Annotated in this window: 18 protein-coding genes; 13 read left to right on the top strand and 5 right to left on the bottom strand. The window is 66.7% G+C overall.

Annotated features, from left to right (window positions below; translation table 11 throughout):
• Positions 1–326 precede the first annotated feature (326 nt).
• Both IEW19_RS18300 and mctP read left to right on the top strand, forming a co-directional pair.
• Entirely contained in the window at positions 327–704 is a 378-nt protein-coding gene (locus tag IEW19_RS18300) for a DUF3311 domain-containing protein (RefSeq protein WP_188573018.1), read from the top strand.
• Positions 701–2,377: a monocarboxylate uptake permease MctP gene (gene mctP / locus IEW19_RS18305; protein WP_188573019.1), complete on the top strand. Its 1,677-nt coding sequence runs from the start codon at positions 701–703 to the stop codon at positions 2,375–2,377. Before IEW19_RS18300 ends, mctP begins: the two co-directional genes overlap by 4 nt.
• A gap of 70 nt (positions 2,378–2,447) precedes the next feature.
• Here the strand turns inward: mctP and IEW19_RS18310 are convergent, their stop codons facing one another.
• Positions 2,448–3,809, bottom strand: a complete 1,362-nt coding sequence (locus tag IEW19_RS18310) for a class I SAM-dependent methyltransferase (RefSeq protein ID WP_188573020.1) — start codon at positions 3,807–3,809, stop codon at positions 2,448–2,450.
• A 46-nt stretch (positions 3,810–3,855) separates the two neighbouring features.
• Between IEW19_RS18310 and IEW19_RS18315 the strand changes: the two genes are divergently transcribed.
• The 6 genes from IEW19_RS18315 to IEW19_RS18340 all read left to right on the top strand — a co-directional run bounded on the left by IEW19_RS18315 (position 3,856) and on the right by IEW19_RS18340 (position 10,643).
• Positions 3,856–4,938, top strand: coding sequence for an FAD-dependent oxidoreductase (locus IEW19_RS18315; RefSeq protein WP_188573021.1), 1,083 nt, complete (start codon positions 3,856–3,858; stop codon positions 4,936–4,938).
• Positions 4,939–4,988: 50 nt separating this feature from the next.
• Positions 4,989–6,155, top strand: coding sequence for a class I SAM-dependent methyltransferase (locus tag IEW19_RS18320; RefSeq protein WP_229748577.1), 1,167 nt, complete (start codon positions 4,989–4,991; stop codon positions 6,153–6,155).
• A 166-nt stretch (positions 6,156–6,321) separates the two neighbouring features.
• On the top strand, positions 6,322–7,521 hold the full coding sequence (locus IEW19_RS18325; protein ID WP_188573023.1) for an ROK family transcriptional regulator: 1,200 nt from the start codon (positions 6,322–6,324) through the stop codon (positions 7,519–7,521).
• A gap of 7 nt (positions 7,522–7,528) precedes the next feature.
• Positions 7,529–8,881: an extracellular solute-binding protein gene (locus tag IEW19_RS18330; protein WP_188573024.1), complete on the top strand. Its 1,353-nt coding sequence runs from the start codon at positions 7,529–7,531 to the stop codon at positions 8,879–8,881.
• Between the two features lie 2 nt (positions 8,882–8,883).
• Positions 8,884–9,765, top strand: coding sequence for a carbohydrate ABC transporter permease (locus IEW19_RS18335; RefSeq protein WP_188573025.1), 882 nt, complete (start codon positions 8,884–8,886; stop codon positions 9,763–9,765).
• A gap of 89 nt (positions 9,766–9,854) precedes the next feature.
• Positions 9,855–10,643, top strand: coding sequence for a carbohydrate ABC transporter permease (locus IEW19_RS18340; protein WP_188573065.1), 789 nt, complete (start codon positions 9,855–9,857; stop codon positions 10,641–10,643).
• Here the strand turns inward: IEW19_RS18340 and IEW19_RS18345 are convergent.
• Positions 10,640–10,843, bottom strand: coding sequence for a hypothetical protein (locus IEW19_RS18345; RefSeq protein ID WP_188573026.1), 204 nt, complete (start codon positions 10,841–10,843; stop codon positions 10,640–10,642). The genes IEW19_RS18340 and IEW19_RS18345 overlap by 4 nt on opposite strands.
• A 559-nt stretch (positions 10,844–11,402) precedes the next feature.
• Here IEW19_RS18345 and IEW19_RS18350 point away from each other — a divergent pair.
• Both IEW19_RS18350 and metE read left to right on the top strand, forming a co-directional pair.
• Positions 11,403–12,368: a methylenetetrahydrofolate reductase gene (locus IEW19_RS18350; RefSeq protein ID WP_188573027.1), complete on the top strand. Its 966-nt coding sequence runs from the start codon at positions 11,403–11,405 to the stop codon at positions 12,366–12,368.
• 63 nt (positions 12,369–12,431) lie between these two features.
• A complete protein-coding gene (gene metE / locus IEW19_RS18355; RefSeq protein ID WP_188573028.1) occupies positions 12,432–14,774 on the top strand; it encodes a 5-methyltetrahydropteroyltriglutamate--homocysteine S-methyltransferase in 2,343 nt (780 codons plus the stop codon).
• An 89-nt stretch (positions 14,775–14,863) separates the two neighbouring features.
• On the opposite strand, the gene IEW19_RS18360 is transcribed toward metE, so the two are convergent.
• The 3 genes from IEW19_RS18360 to IEW19_RS18370 form a co-directional block, all read right to left on the bottom strand.
• Positions 14,864–15,388 carry a hypothetical protein gene (locus tag IEW19_RS18360; protein WP_229748578.1) on the bottom strand — a complete coding sequence of 175 codons (525 nt, stop codon included), beginning with the start codon at positions 15,386–15,388 and terminating at the stop codon, positions 14,864–14,866.
• 104 nt (positions 15,389–15,492) lie between these two features.
• Positions 15,493–15,999 carry a DUF2004 domain-containing protein gene (locus IEW19_RS18365; RefSeq protein ID WP_188573029.1) on the bottom strand — a complete coding sequence of 169 codons (507 nt, stop codon included), beginning with the start codon at positions 15,997–15,999 and terminating at the stop codon, positions 15,493–15,495.
• Between the two features lie 45 nt (positions 16,000–16,044).
• Positions 16,045–16,962, bottom strand: a complete 918-nt coding sequence (locus IEW19_RS18370; RefSeq protein WP_188573030.1) for a LysR family transcriptional regulator — start codon at positions 16,960–16,962, stop codon at positions 16,045–16,047.
• 96 nt (positions 16,963–17,058) lie between these two features.
• Here IEW19_RS18370 and IEW19_RS18375 point away from each other — a divergent pair, with 96 nt between their 5' ends.
• The 3 genes from IEW19_RS18375 to IEW19_RS18385 are packed head-to-tail and all read left to right on the top strand — an operon-like array spanning position 17,059 to position 20,560.
• The gene (locus tag IEW19_RS18375) at positions 17,059–18,456 is read left to right on the top strand and encodes an NAD(P)/FAD-dependent oxidoreductase (protein ID WP_188573031.1); all 1,398 of its coding nucleotides are present in this window, start codon (positions 17,059–17,061) and stop codon (positions 18,454–18,456) included.
• Positions 18,453–19,184 carry a DUF1365 domain-containing protein gene (locus IEW19_RS18380; RefSeq protein WP_188573032.1) on the top strand — a complete coding sequence of 244 codons (732 nt, stop codon included), beginning with the start codon at positions 18,453–18,455 and terminating at the stop codon, positions 19,182–19,184. Before IEW19_RS18375 ends, IEW19_RS18380 begins: the two co-directional genes overlap by 4 nt.
• Positions 19,181–20,560 carry a class I SAM-dependent methyltransferase gene (locus IEW19_RS18385; protein ID WP_188573033.1) on the top strand — a complete coding sequence of 460 codons (1,380 nt, stop codon included), beginning with the start codon at positions 19,181–19,183 and terminating at the stop codon, positions 20,558–20,560. Before IEW19_RS18380 ends, IEW19_RS18385 begins: the two co-directional genes overlap by 4 nt.
• Positions 20,561–20,564 lie beyond the last annotated feature (4 nt).

The raw sequence follows: 20,564 nt of genomic DNA on the forward strand, positions 1-20,564 counted from the left end.
AAGCTTGGTCGCTACCAATTCAAAGAGGCCCTGACCCCTCTCCTCCCGCACCACGCCGCAGCGGCATCAGGACACGCTGCCGCCCTCGCGTCAGACGACCCTAACCACGCTCATCTGCGAAGGGCCGAAAATGGGAACCATCACCTGGTGATGGTTCCCATTTTCGTTCCCGCCGGAAACGTGCCTTGTACCAGGGCTACCGGTGAAAACTCTTCCCGCGCAGGTCAAAGCGGGGTACAACTGGAGATGGAGGGCGCATCGTCCCGCCGCTTAGCCGCTTCGACCCAAAAGCGGGGCCGCGGGACAGGCTGACGAGGAGGTCACAGATGTCCCACGCAGAAGGTTCCGGCTACAGCCCCAACGGCGAAGCTGCTTCAAACGGATCACGCCTGACGCGTGACACCGCCATCCGCGGGCCGGCCAGGCCCGCCCCGTATATCGGCGCCGGTATCCTGCTGGCCGCCGCAATCCTCTTCCCGCTGATGCCGCAGCTGTACTCTTTTGATGCGCCGCGGCTGGCAGGGTTGCCGTTCTTCTACTGGTACCAGCTGCTGTGGGTGCCAATTTCCGCCATACTGACCGGCACGGCGTATTGGCTGGTCACTAAGGAGGACCGACGACGGCGGGCCGAGGCGCGTGCGGGAGGCCCACCATCAGGGGACGCTGCCTCCGCCGATGCAGGGTTGGGAGGGGACCGGCCATGAACGGACGCGAGATCAACTGGACCGCCCTGATCATTGTGGTGCTGCTCTTCGTCGTCGTGGCCGTGATGGGCTTCCTCGCCGCCAGGTGGCGCCGGAGCACGGATGTGGAAGGGCTGCACAGCCTGGACGAATGGGGGCTGGGCGGCCGTGGATTCGGTACCTGGATCACCTGGTTCCTGCTGGGCGGGGACCTCTACACCGCCTACACCTTCGTGGCAGTGCCGGCGGCGATGTGGGCTACGGGGGCGGTCACCGGCTTCTTCGCCGTCCCGTACACCATCGTCCTCTATCCGATCATCTTCATCATCATGAGCCGCCTGTGGTCGGTATCCCACCGCCACGGCTACGTCACCTCCGCGGACTTCGTCGGCGGCCGCTACGGCAGCCGCTGGCTCTCCCTGGCCGTCGCCGTCACGGGCATTGTGGCCACCATGCCCTACATCGCGCTCCAGCTGGTGGGTATCAAGGCCGTGCTGACCGTCCTGGGCCTGGGGAGCTCCGGCAACGTCCTGCTGACCGACCTGCCCCTGATTCTCGCCTTCGTGGTCCTGGCCGCGTACACGTACACGTCGGGCCTGCGGGCACCGGCGATGATCGCCGTGGTCAAGGACCTGCTGATCTACCTTGCCGTCATCGTGGCCGTCATCTACCTGCCCATCAAGTTCGGCGGCTGGGACAGCATCTTTAGCTCGGCACAGGCCAAGCTGGGCACGGTGAACCAGTCCACAGGCAAGCCGGCAGGCGTCTTTATCCCAGGTGGGGCGAACTACTCTGCGTACTGGTCCCTGGCGCTGGGTTCGGCGATGGCGTTGTTCATGTACCCGCACTCGGTGACGGCCGTGCTGGCCTCGAAGGCCCGCAACACCATCCGCCGCAACGCCGCCATCCTGCCGCTCTACTCGCTGATGCTTGGCTTCCTGGCCCTGCTCGGTTTCGCGGCCATCAAAGCGGGTACCAAGCCGATCGACCTGGACGGATCGGTCAATCCGCAGCTGGTGGTTCCGCAACTGTTCCTGGACCACTTCCCGGCCTGGTTTGCCGGGATCGCGCTGGCCGCCATTGCCATCGGGGCCCTGGTGCCGGCAGCGATCATGTCCATCGCGGCAGCGAACATGTTCACCCGCAACATCTACCGCGATTTCATCCGGCCTGACGTCGATGCCAGAACCGAGGCGAAGGTGTCCAAGATCGTCTCGCTGGTGGTGAAGGTGGGCGCACTGGTCTTCGTGATCGCCATGGACCAGTCCGCGGCCATCAACATGCAGCTGCTGGGGGGCATCTGGATCCTGCAGACCTTCCCGGCCGTGGTGGCCGGCCTGTACACCCGGTGGTTCGACCGGTGGGCGCTGCTGGTCGGATGGGCGGTCGGCATCATCTTCGGCACCGTCTCCGCCTACAACGTGGTGAACCCGGTGACCAAGGCGCACTTCGGCGGTTCCGTGGCGCCCATCCCGGGAACTGACTTCAGCGTCTACATCGCGGTGTCGGCTTTCGCGCTGAACCTGGTGGTGGCTGCCGTGCTGACCCTGGTGCTGCGGGCCCTTAAGGTCCGGACAGGCGAGGACCTCACCCGGCCCACCGACTACGCCGCCGACGAAACTGACCCCAAAGTGGTGCAGATCGAGAAGACGCAGCACTTCACCCAGCCGGGCGGCCCCTCCCCGGTGGCCTAGGCAAGCCCGGGGTCCTCCCGGGCCCAGGCCGTCCTCCTGCCGGGTGACGTCCCGGCAGGAGGGCGCCTCATCACAGCCAGGCGCTGCGGCGGAGCGGCGGCTCTTCCCCGCCGGGCCGGCGCACCAGGACCTGGTTGACCCCGGTGAGTCCGTTCTCGAATCCGATGGCACTGGCTGCCATGTACAACCGCCACACACGCGCCCGCCCCGCGCCGGCCAGCTGCACCGCTTCCTCCCAGTTCTGCTCAAGCCGGCCCACCCACGAACGGAGGGTCAGGGCGTAGTGGCGGCGCAGGGCCTCCACGTCGAGGACTTCGAACCGGGCTGATTCGAGGGCGTCCACCATCTCGCCGAGGCTGATCATTTCGCCGTCGGGAAAAACGTACCGGGGGATGAACGAGTCAGGGTCGGGGCTGGTGGGGCCTGCGTTCCAGGAGATGGCGTGGTTCAGCAGCCGGCCGCCGGGGCGGAGCAGCCCGAAGAGCGCGGCGGCATAGGCAGGCATCTGCGCCCGCCCCACGTGTTCCGACATCCCGATTGAACTGATCGCATCGAACGGACCGTCCTGCACGTCCCGGTAATCCTGTACCCGGATCTCCACGCTGCCCGTCAGGCCGGCCTCCGCCGCGCGCTTCCGGGCCAGGCCGGCCTGTTCCGTGGAGAGCGTCACGCCCACCACACTGACGCCGTACCTGGCTGCAGCGTGGATCGCAAAGCTGCCCCAGCCGCACCCCACGTCAAGGATCCGCATGCCGGGTTGGAGGCCCAGCTTGCGGCAGACCAGGTCCAGCTTGGCCTCCTGCGCGGCGTCCAGGCCGGTATCCAGCGTCCCGTCCGCTGCGGTCGCACCGCTTGCGGCCGGCCGTTCGGCGGCGTCGTCCGGCCACACAGCGCATGAATAGACCATCGACGGTCCCAGCACCAGGGCGTAGAAGTCGTTGCCGACGTCGTAATGATGCGAGATGGCAGCAGCATCCCGCCGGCGGGAGTGCATCATGCCCTTCTTAGCCACGCGCGCTTCCTCGGGCGGCGGCGCAGGGTTGGGGCCAAGGGCGCCTAGCCGGACCGCGGTGCGCAGCAGCAGCCAGAGCTCCTTGGCGGAAGGCGGGCGGAAAGGACCGGGCTCCGCGAACTTGCCTGCCGAACTCAAGGCCGTGAAGGCCGCAAAGATGTCACCCGGGGCGTCGATTTCGCCTGCCACGTACGCCCTGCTCAGCCCCAGCTGCCCCGGCGACCAGAGTATGCGCCGGAGGGCCCGTCGGGACCTGAATTCCAGGACCGGTGCTCCTGCGGGTCCCGCTTCCGAGCCGTCCCACGCCCGCAGCCGCAGGGGTATCTGCCCCGTCCCCAGCACCACCCCCAAGGCTTTTTCCAGCCTGGCGGCATGCCCAGTGGCTTCAGTTCCGGTCCTTGCGGCTGCTGCATTATCCATGCGCCCACCCTAAGGCCGGGCTGCCCTCCACGACTATCATGGGGGAGTGATTCCTGACCCAACCGATGTGGTGGTCATCGGGGCGGGCCAGGCCGGCCTGTCGGCCGCCTACCACCTCCAGCGCCGCGGACTTGACTACGCCGTGCTCGACGCCGAGGAAGGTCCGGGAGGCGCGTGGCGGCACCGCTGGAAGAGCCTGCGAATGGCCACCGTCAACGGAATCAGCGACCTGCCGGGCATCCCCAAACCGGAGGTGGATCCCGCGGAACCCAGCTCCACATTCCTGACCCGCTACTTCGCAAGCTATGAGGCCGGGCTGGGACTCTCCGTCCGCCGGCCCGTCAAGGTCCGGGCTGTCAGGCGCGAAGATGGCAATCCAGCAGGGCGGCTGCGGGTCGAAACACCGGACGGGGACTGGAGCGCCAGGGCACTCATCAACGCCACCGGAACGTGGACCCGCCCTTTCTGGCCCATCTACCCGGGCCAGGCTTCGTTCCGGGGGAGGCAGTTGCATGTAGCCGACTACGTCTCGGCGGAGGAGTTCCGTGGCAAGCATGTAATCGTAGTGGGTGGCGGGATCTCTGCCGTCGGCCTGCTCGAAGAAATTTCGCGTATCACCACTACCAGCTGGTTCACGCGCAGGGAACCGGTCTGGCGCGACGCTCCGTTTGACGCCAAGGCCGGCCACGATGCCGTGGCGCTGGTGGAGGAGCGCGTTCGAAAGGGGCTTGCGCCGCAAAGCGTCGTGTCGGTGACGGGCCTCATCTGGACTCCTGCCCTGCGCGCAGCCAGGGAACGGGGCGCGCTCAACCGGCAGCCCATGTTCACCTCCATCGAACCTGGCGGAGTCCGCCGCGCCGACGGCAGCCTCCTGGCGGCCGACGCCATCCTCTGGGCCACGGGCTTCAGGGCCGAACTGGAACACCTCGCGCCGCTCCACCTGCGCGGACCCGGCGGCGGGATCGCCATGGACGGAACCCAGGTGGCAGCCGAGCCGCGCGTCCATCTGGTGGGTTACGGCCCGTCGTCGTCCACCATCGGCGCCAATCGGGCCGGACGGGCGGCAGTGGCTGCGATCCTGAAGCTGCCCGGAATGGCGACGGCGGCGGAACCGGTAACGTGGGGGTGATGCCCCGGGCCCCGGGGCCGGCGAGGGCAACAGAAGGCGGCAGGACACAGGTGGCAGCAGACATCCTGGCGGACATCTTCTCCGTGCTGCGCCGGCGGCCCGATGTCGAGGCCCCCAACCTCCAGGCCTGGGATGCCACGGACCGGCTGCTGCTGGAGACGGCAGTACAGCTTGGCCGGGCCGGCAGCGCCGTGGCTGTGATCGGCGACCGCTACGGGGCGCTGACGCTCGGCGCGTCCGCATTACTTGCCCCGGCCACGCTGCGCGTTCATCAGGACCTGGTCACCGGGGAACGCGCGCTGCAGCTAAACGCGGCCGAACTGCCGGCCGCGTTTGACGGGGCGGCAGATCAGGTACCCGCTCCCGGCTTCATCCAGCTGCCCCTGGGGCGCGAACTGCTGGCCGGAGCGGACACCGTCCTCCTGCAGCTTCCCAAGACGCTCGCGGAGCTGGAGGAAGTCGCTGCCGCCGTGGCCCGCTACGCCGCCCCGGACGTCCGGCTGCTCGCCGGGGGCCGGGTGAAGCACATGTCACCGGGCATGAACACGGTCCTTGAACGGTACTTCGTTTCCGTGCAGCCGCAGCTTGCGCGGCAGAAATCGCGGATACTCCTTGCCAGCAGCCCCAAAACCGCCGTGGCGCCCCCGCGCTTCCCGGTGGTGGCGCACCTTACCGAACTGGAGCTGGACGTGGCCGCCCACGGCGCTGTCTTTGCCGGGCCAAAGCTGGACATTGGCACACGATTCCTGCTGACCTTCCTGCCCGCAATGAAGCCGGCACGGCACGCCGTGGACCTGGGCTGCGGCACCGGAATCCTCGCCGCGATGTACGCGCGGCTGTTCCCGGCCGCTGCCGTGACGGCCACCGACCAGTCGGCCGCCGCCGTGCAGTCCGCCCTGGCCACTGCCCGGGCGAACGGACTGGCGGACCGGATCACCGTCCTGCAGGACGATGCGCTCGGCACTTTCCCCGATGGCGCCGTGGACCTTGTGCTGCTCAACCCGCCCTTCCACGTTGGAGCCGGCGTCCATGCCGGTGCGGGGCTGAAGATGATCGAGGCGGCGGCGCGCGTCCTGGCTCCCGGGGGCGAGCTGTGGACCGTCTACAACCGGCACCTGGACTACCTGCCGGCCATGGAGCGGCACGTCGGACCCACCGTGGTGGAGGGCCGGAACTCCAAGTTCACCGTCACCCGCAGTACGCGCACCTCCCGCTGACCAGAGGAAAAACCCCGCGCCGCGCCGCTTCAGGCACATATGGGCGGGGGCGCACGCTTAACGTACGATTCAAGCATCACCACCGCCAGGTAGCCGAAGACGTTTAGGGGAAACCGTGTCTGAGATCCGCCAATCCTCTCCGAGGCGCGGAACCAACTTGCCAAAGATGGGGGACTTCAACCTCACCGTCATCCTCGACGCAATCCGCAGGACGTCCGGCGGCCTGAGCCGGGTGGAGCTCGCCCAGATCGTGGGACTGTCCCCGCAGACCATTTCGAATATTTCCCGGCGGCTGCTGGACCAGAACCTAATCGTCGAGGCGGGCAAGGAGGGCAGCGGCCCCGGCAAGCCCCGCACCATCCTCCGCCTCAATCCGGGCGGCATGTACGCCCTGGGGGTCCACCTTGACCCCGCCGTGACAACGTTGGTGGTGCTGGACCTCGTAGGGGCGGTGGTGAGGCATTCACGGATCAAGACCCCGGGCGGAAACGATCCTTCCGCCGTGATTGCCACCATTGCCGCGGAAATCGACCAGCTCGTGGCAGATTCGGGCGTGGACCGCAGCCGCATCGCAGGCCTGGGCGTGGCTGCTCCGGGCCCCATCGACCTGGACAACGGCACCGTGGTGGATCCACCGCTGCTGCCCGGCTGGGACCGGGTGGAACTGCGTGATGCGCTGGCCAGGGCCACCGGCTACTCGGTGCTGGTGGACAAGGACGTGACCAGCGCGGCCGTGGCGGAAACGTGGGCGGGAGGTCCCAGCGGCGCCGGTAGCTTCGTGTTCATGTACATGGGCACCGGCATCGGCTGCGGCATCGTCCTGAATGATGAAGTTGTCCGCGGCACCTCAGGCAACGCCGGCGAGATCGGCCATATCATCGTGGACCCCGACGGACCGCCCTGCGACTGCGGCCAGCGCGGCTGCGTGAAGTCCTCCTGCATCCCCCAGGTGCTGGTGGCGGAAGCGGAGGCCGCCGGAATCCTGGAGGGGTCCCGGGCCAGGACCGCCGCCGAAATCCAGCAGAGCTTCTCTGAGCTGTGCGCACGTGCCTACGCAGGAGACGAACGTGCCGCCGCCATCCTGGACAAGTCCGCCGTCCTGGTTGCCCGGGCCGTCTCGGTGGTCACCAACACCCTCGACGTTGAGCGCGTGGTCTTCGGCGGCCCCTTCTGGACCTGCCTGTCGCAGCGCTACCTCGAACTGGTTCCGCCGCTCTTGGACGCCAACAGCGCCGCCCGTCTGATCCACCCCATCGAGGTTGTGGGCACGGGCGTAGGGGAGGATGTGGGAGCCATCGGCGCGGCCTCGCTGGTCCTCGAACATACCCTCGCGCCCCGGGCCCAGCGGCTCCTGCTGGAAAGCTGACCACAGCATGCCTCGACGGGCTTATAAGGTGATGGTGTCCCTGCTGGCCGCCGCGGTGCTGGTCCTCACGGCCTGCACGCCTGCCGATCCTGCCAGCGGAAACAGGACCATCAAGGTGGCCTACCAGAAGACAGACTCGTTCACGGCCCTGGACACCATGTTCCAGGATGCGAAAAGGGAGTTTGAAGCCGCGAACCAGGGCGTCAGGGTTGAACTGCAGCCCATCCAGGCGAACGACGACGACTACGGCACCAAGCTCGCCCTGGCCCTGCGGTCGCCCTCCACGGCCCCGGACGTCTTCTACGAAGACACCTTCAAGGTCCGCTCCGACGTGGACGCCGGGTACCTCCTGAACCTGGACAGCCGCCTGCAGGGGTGGGGGGACTGGACCAGGTTCGACGCCGGCGCCAAGGAAGCCGGCAAGGCGAACGACGGCGGTACGTACGCGGTCCCGCTGGGCACCGACACGCGGGCCATCTGGTACAACAGGAAGGTTTTTGAAGCTGCCGGGGTTGCGCTGCCGTGGCGCCCGTCCAGCTGGCAGGACATCCTGGACACCGCCAGGAAGATCAAAACTTCCGAGCCGGACGTAATCCCCTTCAACATGTATGCCGGCAAAGGCACCGGCGAGGGGACGGTGATGCAGGGGTTCTACGAGCTCCTGTACGGCACCGGAACAAGCCTCTATGACCAGGACTCGAAAAAATGGGTTGTGGGGTCGGCCGGCTTCAAAGATTCGCTGACCTTCCTCGAAACGCTCTACAAGGACAACCTGGCCGTGCCCCCGGCCGAACTGGATCCAAACGTCTGGAAGAAGGTGTTCGGCGGATGGTTCCCCAAAGCGAAACTTGGGGCAACCGTGGAAGGCTCCTACGCGCCGTCGTTCTGGCAAAAAGGCGGGAGCTACGAATGGCCGGGATATGGGGAGGACATGGGCGTGGCCCCGTTCCCCACGCAGAACGGCGCGGCCCCGGGTGCGGTGAGCATGTCCGGCGGCTGGACCCTTGCCGTCGGTGCGGAAACCAAGCAGCCCGACCTCGCCTTCAATTTCCTCACCACCGCGCTCAACGCGAAGAACTCGCTGGCGTTCACGGTGGCCAGTTCACAGATCGCCGTCCGCACCGACGTCGCCGCCGACCCCGGCTACCAGTCCGCCAACCCGTTCGTGAAGGACGTGTCCGGCCTGGTGGCCGTGACCAGGTTCCGGCCCGCGACCTCCGACTACCCGCGCATCTCCGCTGCCGTCCAGGAAGCCACCGAGGCCGTCATCACCGGCAGCAGGACCCCGGAGCAGGCCGCGGCGGACTATGACACGGCGGTGGCCGGCATCGTGGGCGGCGACAAGACGATCCGGAAGTAGCGGTGCCCGCCAACCACCGCACCCGGCACGTGCTGCGCTACCTGCCGGTCCTGCCCGCCGTCGTGCTCCTGCTCGTGTTTCTCGCCGGCCCTGTCCTGTGGGCCTTCCACGCCTCGCTCACCAACGCAGGACTCACCGGCCGGCACGCCAGGAACCCCGAGTGGGTGGGCCTGGACAACTACCAGCGGCTGCTGCAGGACCCGGTCTTTCCGCTCTCGCTCGCGCTGACTGTCCTGTTCGTGGCCGGTTCCGCCATCCTGGGCCAGAACGTGCTGGGACTGGCCCTTGCGGTCCTGATGCGGCGGGCACGTCCGGTTGTCTCCGCCACTGTTGGCACCGCGGTCGTGGCCGCCTGGGTCCTGCCGGAAATCGTGGCCGGGTTCGCCGCCTATGCCTTCTTCAGCCGCGACGGGACGCTCAACCAACTGCTTGGCCGGTTCGGGCTGGGGGAAACTGACTGGCTCTATGCCCTTCCCATGGTGGCCGTGGTGGTGGCGAACGTGTGGCGCGGGACCGCCTTTTCCATGCTGGTGTACCGGGCTGCGCTCAATGGCGTCCCGGCGGAGCTGACCGAAGCCGCGCAGATGGACGGCGCCGGCGCCTGGCAGCGGCTGGCGTTCATTACGCTGCCGGTGATCCGGGGCAGCATCGCCACCAACCTGATGCTGGTCACGCTGCAGACCCTGGCTGTCTTCACCCTGATCTGGGTCATGACTGCCGGCGGCCCGGCCAACGCCAGCACCACGCTGCCGGTCCTGGCGTATCAGGAGGCCTTCAAATTCGGAGACATCGGTTACGGCACCGCCGTCGCCTCCATCCTCATCCTCGTCGGCGGCGTGTTCGGGGCAGCCTATCTGCGCCTGCTCAAGGAGCAGAGGCCGTGACCGCCCCGGTACAGGAGGGGCAACGGCTCCCGCGCCAGAAGGAAAGCCAACCGCGCCCCAGCCACCCTAAGCGCAGCACGTGGGCGGACGTGGTCCTGCTGTTCATCGGTGCGTGCTTCCTGCTGCCGCTGCTGTGGCTGGTCCTCGGTTCCCTGGACCCGGCGGCCGGACACGCCACCAAGGTGCCGCAGCAGCCCGGCCTGGACAATTTCACCGCCGTCCTCACCCCGGAGCTGCTGTTCCGGCCGTTATGGAACAGCCTCCTGCTGTCCGCAGGGACAGGGGTGGTGACAGTGGCCGCGGCCGTGCTCGCCGCATACCCGCTGTCCCGCTACCGATCCCGCTTCAATACGCCCTTCATGTACGGGATTCTGTTCGGGACCTGCCTGCCCATCACCGCCATCATGGTGCCGGTCTACGGTCTGTTCGTGCAGCTCCGGCTGCTGGATTCCCTGCCGGCCACGGTGCTGTTCCTGGCCGCCACCAGCCTGCCCATGGCCATTTGGATGACCAAAAACTTCATCGATGCCGTGCCGCTGGCGCTGGAGGAAGCGGCCTGGGTGGACGGCGCCTCCAGGCTGGCGGGCCTGCGTTCAATCGTGCTTCCACTCATGGGCCCGGGCCTGGGCGTGGTGTTCATCTTCGTGTTCATCCAGGCCTGGGGGAACTTCTTCGTCCCGTTCGTGCTCCTGCTGTCCGAGGGCAGCCAGCCCGCAGCGGTATCGATCTTCAGCTTCTTCGGCCAGCACGGGGCAGTGGCCTACGGCCAGCTGGCCGCATTCTCGATCCTCTATTCGGTTCCCGTCCTGGCCCTCTATGCCGTCGTGGCGCGCGGGTCCGGCAACTCGCTGGCCCTGTCGGGAGCCGTGCGGGGTTAGTCGATGTCCTCAAGCACCACACCGAAAGGCAGGGTGTCGTCCAGGTGCGCCTGGTGGCCGGTGGACCCGGGGTTGTAGACCACCCGGACGCCGTGCAGTTTCTCCGCCGCGGACTGCATCAGGACAGGCCTGACTGTGTCGATGAACAGCTGGCTCTTGTCGGCGAGGAACTCCTTGTAGCTGGCTGGAAGCTCAATCATGGCAAAAGGATAGACCCGCTCCGTAGCAAAGGGGAGGGGTCCCCATTGCCGGATTCGGACCGGCGGCTTGGATAGGATGGGGGGCGGGACACGGCCCGCCCGGCCACCGCGGCTGGACCAACTCCAGGACAGTGCACGGGAGGCCGAACGCGAGCGGAACAGCGGACACGAACGTGAAGAATACCTGGACAGCAGCAATGGAGCGGCCCTGAGCGTCCCTGGTAGCGGGCACCACCCCAGCGAAGGAAATTCTGCCGCGCGAGGAAACATCCTGTAAAACTGCGTCTTAATTCGGCGCCGGCTTGTACCCGCCCTGCTGGTTCTCGTAGAGTCGTAGGCAAGTTACCTCAGTAACGTGTCAGCGATCCTCCGTGTCGGAGGGTGTGGGTGCCCCCATGTGGGCCTGACATTTGCTCACGGACTACTTCATTCCAGGCGTAACAGTCGCGGCTGCGTCCTCGTGGAGTCCCTCCGTGTTCCCCAAACTCAAATTCATTGACGGTCTTTCCTGTTCCTTTCGGTCAGGCAGCCCCCCAATGGCCCAAAGCCAAGGACGCAAATGTCACCACCAAGCCTTATTGACACCCATCCCAACCTCTCCGACACCGCTCCTGTAGCGCTGTCCTACGAGCTGTTCCCACCCCGTTCGCCCGCAGCTGCGGAGACGCTCTGGACCACCATCCGTGAGCTGGAAGCCACCGAACCGGACTACGTCTCCGTGACCTACGGCGCCAGCGGATCCAACCGGGACACCGCCGTCGAGCTCATCAACCGCCTCCTGGTTGAAACCACATTGCGGCCGCTTGCCCACCTGACCTGCGTGGGAAACGCCCCGCAGGAACTCGCGGCCATCATCGGCCAACTGCTGGACATCGGGGTGCGGGGCATCCTTGCCCTGCGCGGCGATCTTCCCAAGGGTGGCAGCCAGCCGGCATCGGGATCGCTGCGGTACGCCCAGGACCTGATCGACCTCATCCGCCGGGTGGAGCAGCGGCGCACAGCCCTGCTCTGCGCCGGAAAGATCGCCGTTGGCGTGGCTGCGTACCCCACCCGGCATCCTGAGTCACCCAGCGAGGAGCACGACGTCGAGGTGCTGCTCGCGAAGCAGCGTTCCGGCGCGGACTTCGCCATCACCCAGGTGTTCTTCGAGGCGGGGCAGTACGCCGATCTCCTCACCCGCGCACGCCGTGCCGGTGTGACCATCCCTATCATCCCCGGTGTCATGCCGTTCACCAGCGTCCGCCGCCTGAACCGCCTGGGGGAACTGGCGGGAGTGGAACCGGCACCCGAGCTGATGGAACGGCTCGCCGCGGCCGACAACGACATCGAACGCCTCCATGTCGGCGTCGACGCCACCGTGGACCTCGCCAATGCCGCCCTGGACGCCGGTGCTCCCGGCATCCACCTCTACACGTTCAATGAGCACCAGAGTGCGCTGGAGGTTCTGGACAAGCTGGCCCTGCCGCGCCACAACCGATTCAGCCAGCGCCGGGCCGCCAACGCCCGGCCGCAGCTCGCCAGCTGAGCATCTTCAGCCGCAGCATCAACAGACCATCTTCATAAACTCCAACTTTTCCAGGAGATCTCCATGCCTGACCTGACCGCGCCCAAAAACAACCCGTTCCCGTCCGCCTCGCTCCTTGGCTACCCCCGCATCGGCCGCCGCCGCGAACTCAAGAAAGCCGTCGAGGCCTACTGGGCCGGCAAGATCGACGCAGCCGCACTCGACTCCGCGGCAAAGGCAATCCAGCTGGCCTCCGCCAAGCGCCTGCAGGAGCTTGGCCTGACAGAAGCCGCTGCCGTCCCGGGCACCTTCTCCTACTATGACCAGGTCCTGGACACCACCGCCCACCTCGGCGCGGTTCCCGCCCGCTTCGGCAAGCTCCTCAATGCTGAGGGCAAGCTGGACATCGACGGCTACTTCACCCTGGCCCGCGGCAACAAGGAACAGCAGCCGCTGGAAATGACCAAATGGTTCGACACCAACTACCACTACCTGGTGCCGGAAATCGGCCCGGAGACCGCGTTCACCCTGGCCTCCACCGCCAAGGTTGACGAGTTCGCCTTCGCCCTGGCCAACGGCATCGAGACCCGCCCGTACATTGTTGGCCCGGTCACCTACCTGCTCCTGTCCAAGGCTTCGGACGGCGCCCCTGCCGGCTTTGCGCCGCTGTCCCGCCTCGAGGACATCCTGCCCGTCTATGTCGAGCTGCTCGGAAAGCTCGCCGCCGCAGGGGCCGGCTGGGTCCAGCTCGATGAGCCCGCCCTGGTGGTGGACCAGGACATCCCGGCTGCCGACGTCGAAGCAGCTGTTGCCCGCGCCTATGAGGTCCTCACCGCTGCGGCCGACCGCCCGCAAATCCTTGTCTCCACCCCCTACGGTGCACTCGAGGGCCAGCTGGGCACCTTCGCTGCCACCAACATCGACGCCCTCCACATCGACGTCTTCAAGGGCACGGTTCCCTCCGCCGCCGCGCTGGCAGGCCTGGGCAACAAGACCCTTGTTGCCGGCGTCGTTGACGGCCACAACATCTGGCGCAACGACCTCGCTGCCTCTGCCGCGAAACTGGACGAACTGAAGGCTGCCGCCGGAAAGGTGGCCGTCTCCACGTCCACCTCCACCCAGCACGTCCCGCACGACGTTGCCGAGGAAACGCAGCTGTCCGAGCAGCTCCGCAGCTGGCTGGCGTTCTCCGACCAGAAAGCTGTAGAGGTCAAAACCCTTGCCGCCTACCTGGCGGACCCGGCCTCCGCCAAGGCCGCCATCGACGAAGCAACCGCCGTGATCGCTTCCCGTGCCACGGCAGAAGGCGTCCGCCGCGCAGACGTCCGGGCCCGCACCGAAGCGCTGACTGCCGCCGACTTCAGCCGCTCCGAGTACGCAGTCCGCGAAGCCGCCCAGGAAGAGGCGCTGCACCTGCCGCCGCTGCCCACCACCACCATCGGCTCCTTCCCGCAGACCTCGGAAATCCGCTCGGCCCGCGCCCGCAACAACAAAGGCGAGCTGAGCGACGGGCAGTACGAGCAGCTTATGAAGGACGAAATCAAACGCGTCGTCAGCCTGCAGGAAGAGCTTGGCTACGACGTCCTGGTGCATGGCGAGCCCGAGCGCAACGACATGGTGCAGTACTTCGCCGAGAACCTCGACGGCTTCGACGTCACCGTCCACGGCTGGGTCCAGTCCTACGGTTCACGCTGCACGCGCCCGTCCATCCTGTGGGGCGACGTCACCCGCAAGGCCGCCATCACGGTCAAATGGGCTGAATACGCCCAGTCCCTGACCAGCAAACCGATGAAGGGCATGCTCACCGGTCCGGTCACCATCCTGGCCTGGTCCTTTGTCCGCGACGACCAGCCGCTGGGCGAGACCGCCAACCAGGTTGGCCTGGCCCTGCGCGACGAGATCGCCGACCTCGAAGCCGCCGGCATCAAGATCATCCAGGTGGATGAGCCTGCCCTCCGCGAACTGCTCCCCCTGCGCACGGGAGACCAGGCCGGTTACCTGACGTGGTCCGTTGACTCGTTCCGCCTGGCTACCGCCGGCGCCGCCGATGCCACCCAAATACACACCCACCTCTGCTACTCGGAGTTCGGCGTCATCATCGACGCGATCGACGGCCTGGACGCCGACGTGACGTCCATCGAGGCCGCCCGCTCCCGCATGGAGGTTGTCCACGACCTCGAGTCCCATGGCTTTGGCCGCGGGGTTGGCCCGGGCGTCTACGACATCCACTCGCCGCGCGTTCCCGGCGAGCAGGAGGTCACCGGGCTGCTCAGCACAGCCGTCAAGCACGTTCCGGCCCGCCAGCTTTGGGTCAACCCGGACTGCGGCCTGAAGACCCGCGGCTACGCCGAGACCGAGGAGTCGCTGCGAAACCTGGTCAGGGCCACCCAGGTGGTCCGAGCAGGCCTGCTGGAAACAGTGAAATAAGACGATGCGCGACTAAGTGAGCTCGCAGAGGCTCAAGGTCCGGTGCGCCCGGCGCACCGGACCTTGAGAAGCGAGCGAACGCGGCAGGGTCACCGCGGGTGACCCGCCGGCGTCGTATTTTTCATCCGTACGGCGCTGACAAACAGCCAGGCGGTCCAGGCGGCGATTGCCACGATGCCGGCCAGCGTGGGCAAGGCGTTGGCTGCGGAAAAGCCCGAGTCCCCGATGATCCATCCCTGCACCATGTAGGCCAGCCCGGACAGCGCCATGAGCCAGCCGATGGTCCGCGAAACGTGACGGGTCACGCCGACAACAACACCCAAGAGCACCAACGCGCTGCCCAGCAGGATGCTGTGGTAGCTGCGCACACCCCATTCGAGCCAGCGGATGCCCTCAGCCGCGGCGAAACGCGCCGCTTTTTCCGGCTCCGGGGCAGCAACCCAGGCGTCCACCGCCTGTTTCAGGGCCACCCCGTCCACCGCCTGCAGGACTGCGTAAAGTGCCGCGGCAGCAGCGGCACAAAGAGCACCGAAGCGTGCGGTCCAGGCCAGCGCGTGCTGCTGGACGCCGAGGGCGGCCCACAGGGACACCAGTCCCGCGCATACCAGCGCCATGCCAACGAACTGCCCCAGGTGCACAGCGGTCCAAATGCCGCTGTTGGCATAGGCAGTGAACCCACCAACCTTTTTAGTCCCCGGGCATTGTTGGAGCGCCCGCTTCAGGACTCCCAGACTATTTCGTCGTCCACCACGCCATCCTGGTCTGCGGATGCCACCAGGACCTCATCGGTGAAGTGCTCGCCGAGGGTGAAATCCATGACGAAATAGCGCTCAGGCTGGCCGGGGAAGATGCCCACGTGGCCAAGCTTGAGGGCCTTGAGGAAGACCTCGTTGGTGAGCTGGCTCCGGTCCTGGACGCCGAACACTTTGTGCAGGTGTTCGTCCTTGAGAGCGTTGCAGTGGAAGTGCAGGTATTCCTGCGGGCTGGTGCCTTCCTGCTCAAGCTCCTCGGCGATCATTTCGCGCACCTCGTCCACCAGCTCGGGCAGGAAGCGAAGCCGGTACTCAACCTTGCGAAGCGCTGCTTCATCGAAGTGGTCATGGGCCTTGATGTTCAGGTCGAGTTCCAGCGGATGGCCGCGAAGCTCATGCTTGGCGGCGAACAGATGCTCCCTGCCGTGGTTGAGCTCGATCTCCCCAAAGTGCTGGCTCGCTACCTTGTTCATAGTTTCAACATAGACCTGAAGTGAAGACCATTCCAGCGTTCGGACCTAATTCACCGCGGTGCGCATGCCTGCCAGGGTTTCAGCCAGCAAATCAACGAAAAGCTGCACCCGGGCGGTCTTGCGGTCATTGATCAGCAGCGCAAAAACGTTCCGTGCCAGCCGGATCTCGGGCACGTCCAGCACCACTACGCCTGCCGGTTTGTTCCGCAACGCCAGCTCGGGAACCAGCGCCGCGCCCAGCCCTGCGGCAGCCATCTCCAGGCTTGCATGGAAGTCGTCGCTGTGGGCCACCACCCGGGGATGCAGGTTGCAGCCGGCGAACAGGCGTTCGATCACCATCGCGTCGCTGGTGCCGGGATGGTGCATGATCCACGGCATCTCCGACAGATGGTCGGCCGCAACCTTCGCATCGGCCCGGAAGCCCCAGCCGGCAGGCAGCACCACCCGGAAGTCGTCGTCGCCAATCCATTGCCGGTTGATGGTGTTGGGCCAGGCGAACCCGGTCTGTCCTACCTGGAACACCACGGCCAGGTCCAGGTCGCCGCCGGTGCGCAGCCCCTGGATGGTCTGGCCTGGTTCCGCCACGGACACGCGCAGGTCAATACCGAGCTTCTTCCACGCCGGGTTTTTGAGGATACGCGGCAGGACGTAGGTGGCCAGGCTGGGAAAGATCCCCAGGCGCAGTTCCTGGCTTTCGGTGTCCTGCGTCCTTGAGGCGGCGGCCATGAGCGCTTCGATGTCCGTGAGCACCTTTGCAGCGTGCCGGGTCATGACGACGGCGGCTTCCGTAGGGATCACGGCGCGCGCCGACCGCTGGAAGAGGGTGACACCCGTTTCCCGCTCCAGGGCGGACATCTGCTGCGAGACAGCGGAGGCCGTATAGCCGAGCGTCGCGGCTGCGGCAGCGAACGAGCCCAGCCGCGTCACCTCCAGGAGGGTCTTCAGGTGCACGGGATTTACCACCAGTTCACAGTACTGCACCCATCCGCCGCCGCGACCGCGCCGAATTGCCCTCTGTATACCCAGCACAGCGGCAAATGTTCAGCAGAGGAGCATGAAGTGTCACTTGACCCAGCAGCAAGTCCACGCGGCCGGCGGCGCATCGCCGTAATCGGCAGCGGCGTGGCCGGATTGACTGCCGCGTACGTACTTAACCGGCAGGACGACGTCACCCTGTTCGAGGCGGATTCGCGGCTGGGTGGCCATGCCCACACCCACGACATGCCCCAGCCTGACGGAAGCGTCATCGGGGTGGACACGGGCTTTATCGTGCACAACGAACGGACCTATCCCACCCTGCTGCGGTTGTTCGCCGAGCTTGGCGTCGAAACCCAGGACTCCGAGATGAGCATGTCGATCCGCTGCGACGGCTGCGGACTGGAATACGCCGGTGCCCGCGACGGCGCCCGCGGAATCATCGCCAAACCCTCCAGCCTGCTGCGCGGCCGCTATTTGCTGATGCTGCTGGAGGTTACCCGCTTTTACCGGAAGGCGAGGGAACTGCTCAGGACCGCGCCGCCGTCGGCCGTCGGCGACGAAGTGGAGGTGCCGGAACTGACGCTGGGGGAGTTCCTGGCGCGGGAGAAGTTCAGCCCTTACTTCATCTCCCACTTTATGACCCCGGTTGTCAGTGCCGTCTGGTCCTGCGATCCCACCACGGCGCTGGCCTATCCGGCGCGGTACCTCTTCACGTTCCTGGGCCACCACGGCATGCTGGGCATCAAGGGCTCGCCGCAGTGGCGGACTGTTACCGGCGGCTCGGCAAGGTATGTCGAAAAGCTCGCCGCAACGCTGGCGGATGTCCGGCTCAACACCCCCGTCACCGCCATCCGGCGCCTGCCCGATGGCGTGGAGCTCGCAACGGCCAACGGGCTGGAAGACTTTGACGCCGTCGTGATCGCCACGCACCCCGCGCAGGCCCTCGGGTTCCTCGCCGACGCCACCCCGGAGGAGAAGGAAGCACTCGGAGGCATGCCCTACTCCGTGAACCACACAGTGTTCCACCAGGACCCCGCCGTCCTGCCCTCGGCGGGCAACGCCAGGGCGTCCTGGAACTACCGGCTCCCGGCCTGCGACGCCCGGCCGGACAAGGTGCTGGTGAGCTACGACCTCACCCGGCTGCAGCGGCTCGAAACGGCAGGCGGCCGGCCCTACCTGGTGAGTCTGGGCGAGTCCGGGCTGATCGCGGACAGCGCGGTACTGCAGCGGATGGTGTACGAACACCCGCAGTACACCCCTGATTCCCTGAAGGCCCAGCAGGCCATCGCGGCGCTCAGCAACGGCCGGATTGCCTACGCCGGAGCGTACCTTGGCTGGGGCTTCCATGAGGACGGCGCCCTCTCCGGGGTGCGGGCCGCGGAAAAACTGGGACGCACGTGGCCGGTGGCCCGGGCCGCTGATTCCGGCGGTTCCGCCGGCGAGGGGGAGCGGGAACTGCTGGCCGCGGAGCCTGCATGACCATGCAGCCTTCGATCTACCGCACGTCCATAGCCCACGTGCGGCGCACCCCATTGAAGAATGCCTTCACTTACCGGAGCTACAGCTGGTTCGTGGATGTGGATGACCTGCCGCCCCTGCCTGTGTTGCTGCGGCCACTCGCAGTGTTCCGCGCAGGAGACCACCTGGGTGATCCGGACGCCGGCATCCGGTCCAATGTGGAGCGGTACCTGCGGACCCAGGGCTTAGAGCCCGACGGCGGTCCCATCCACATGCTCACCAGCGCCAGGGTTTTTGGTTACGTCTTCAATCCACTCACTCTGTTCTGGTGCTACCGCTCAAGTGGGGAACTCCAGTGCGTGGTGGCCGAGGTCCACAACACTTACGGGGAGCGGCACTGCTACCTGCTTCGAACCGACACCTCCGGCCGCGCGTCAGTCCCAAAGGCGTTTTACGTATCACCTTTTAACGACGTCGACGGGCAGTACCGGATGAAGCTTCCGGCACCCGGGGACCGGCTGGCGGTGTCCATCATCCTGGAGCGTGAGGGGCACCGGCCCTTCGTGGCCACCATGGACGGCCGGCGGAGGCCTGCCAGCATCCCTAACATCCTGGCCGCGGCCCTGACCGTGCCTGCCGCGCCGCTGCTGGTATCCGCCCTGATCCGGGTCCAGGGCATTAAACTCTGGGCAAGACGCCTGCCCGTCGTTGCCAGACCACATCACCCCTCACAGGAGGCAGTTCAATGACAATGACTGACGACAACGGAGCTACTGCAGCCAACGTCGAAAACAAGGCCGCCGGACAGCAAGCCGCCGGGCACGCTCCCGCAGCATGGGGCGCAACCGGAGTGCCGGCGTCGCCCGCCACCATCGATCCTGACCTGTGGCCCGGTGTTGCCCAGCCGCCGTCGGGCGTGAAGGCTGCTGCGGCCGGCAAGGCTGCCGGCCTGCTGTTCAAGGGTGCGGTCAAGCGGCTGCCGCTGCGCGTTGAATATCCGGACGGCTCGGTGCTGGGGACCGGTGGGCCGGACGCTCCCGTGATGACCGTGGTGCGGCCCCGGGCCTTCGAGACGCGGATCGGCGACAACGGCCTGATCGGCCTGGGCGAATCCTTCATGGCCGGCGACTGGGAGGCATCGGATCTGGCCGCGTTGCTCGAAGTCTTCGCCGCCTCGGTGGACACCCTGATTCCCCTGCCGCTGCAGAAACTGCGCTCGCTGTACCTGCCCCGGACGCCCCGCCAGGAGCGCAACGCCGAACAAAACACACGGAGCAACATCTCCCGGCACTACGACCTCTCCAACGAGCTGTTCTCCAACTTCCTGGATTCCACCATGAGCTACTCGTCGGCGCTGTTCCCCGGGAAGGCCGGGCCGCTGTCCGCCGTGACGTGGGATGTCCTGGCGGAGGCCCAGCAGGCAAAGATCGACCGGTTGCTGGACAAGGCCGGCGTGGGCGAAGGTACCCGGCTGCTGGAAATCGGTACCGGCTGGGGCGAGCTCGCCCTGCGTGCCGCAGCCCGCGGCGCCACCGTGTACAGCGTCACGCTGTCCAGCGAGCAGCAGGCGCTGGCGCAGGAACGCATCGCCGAAGCCGGGTTCGCGGACAGGGTGACGGTTGCCCTGCAGGACTACCGTGCGGTGGAAGGCGAGTACGACGCCGTGGTGTCCGTCGAGATGATCGAGGCCGTGGGGTACGAGTACTGGCCAATCTACTTCCAGACCATCGACCGCGTCCTGGCCCCCGGAGGGAAAGTGGCTATCCAGGCGATCACCATGCCGCACGGCCGGATGCTGGCCACCCGCAACGCCTACACGTGGGTGCACAAGTACATTTTTCCCGGCGGCTTCCTGCCGTCCGTCCGGGCCATCGAGAGCGTGACCCAGCAGCGCACCACCCTCAGGGTGCGGGAACGCATGGGAATGGGCGACCACTACGCGGCCACCCTTCGGCTGTGGGAGGAACGGTTCCTGGCCCGGTCCCGGGAAGTGGGGGAGCTGGGGTTCGACGCCGTGTTCCAGCGGATGTGGCTTTTCTACCTTTGCTACTCGCGCGCCGGGTTCCAGTCCGGTTACCTGGACGTGCAGCAGATCGTGCTGGACCGACGGGAGGCCCAGCTGTAGTTTG

The sequence above is a fragment of the Arthrobacter liuii genome (genome assembly GCF_014639275.1).
Classification (GTDB): domain Bacteria; phylum Actinomycetota; class Actinomycetes; order Actinomycetales; family Micrococcaceae; genus Arthrobacter; species Arthrobacter liuii.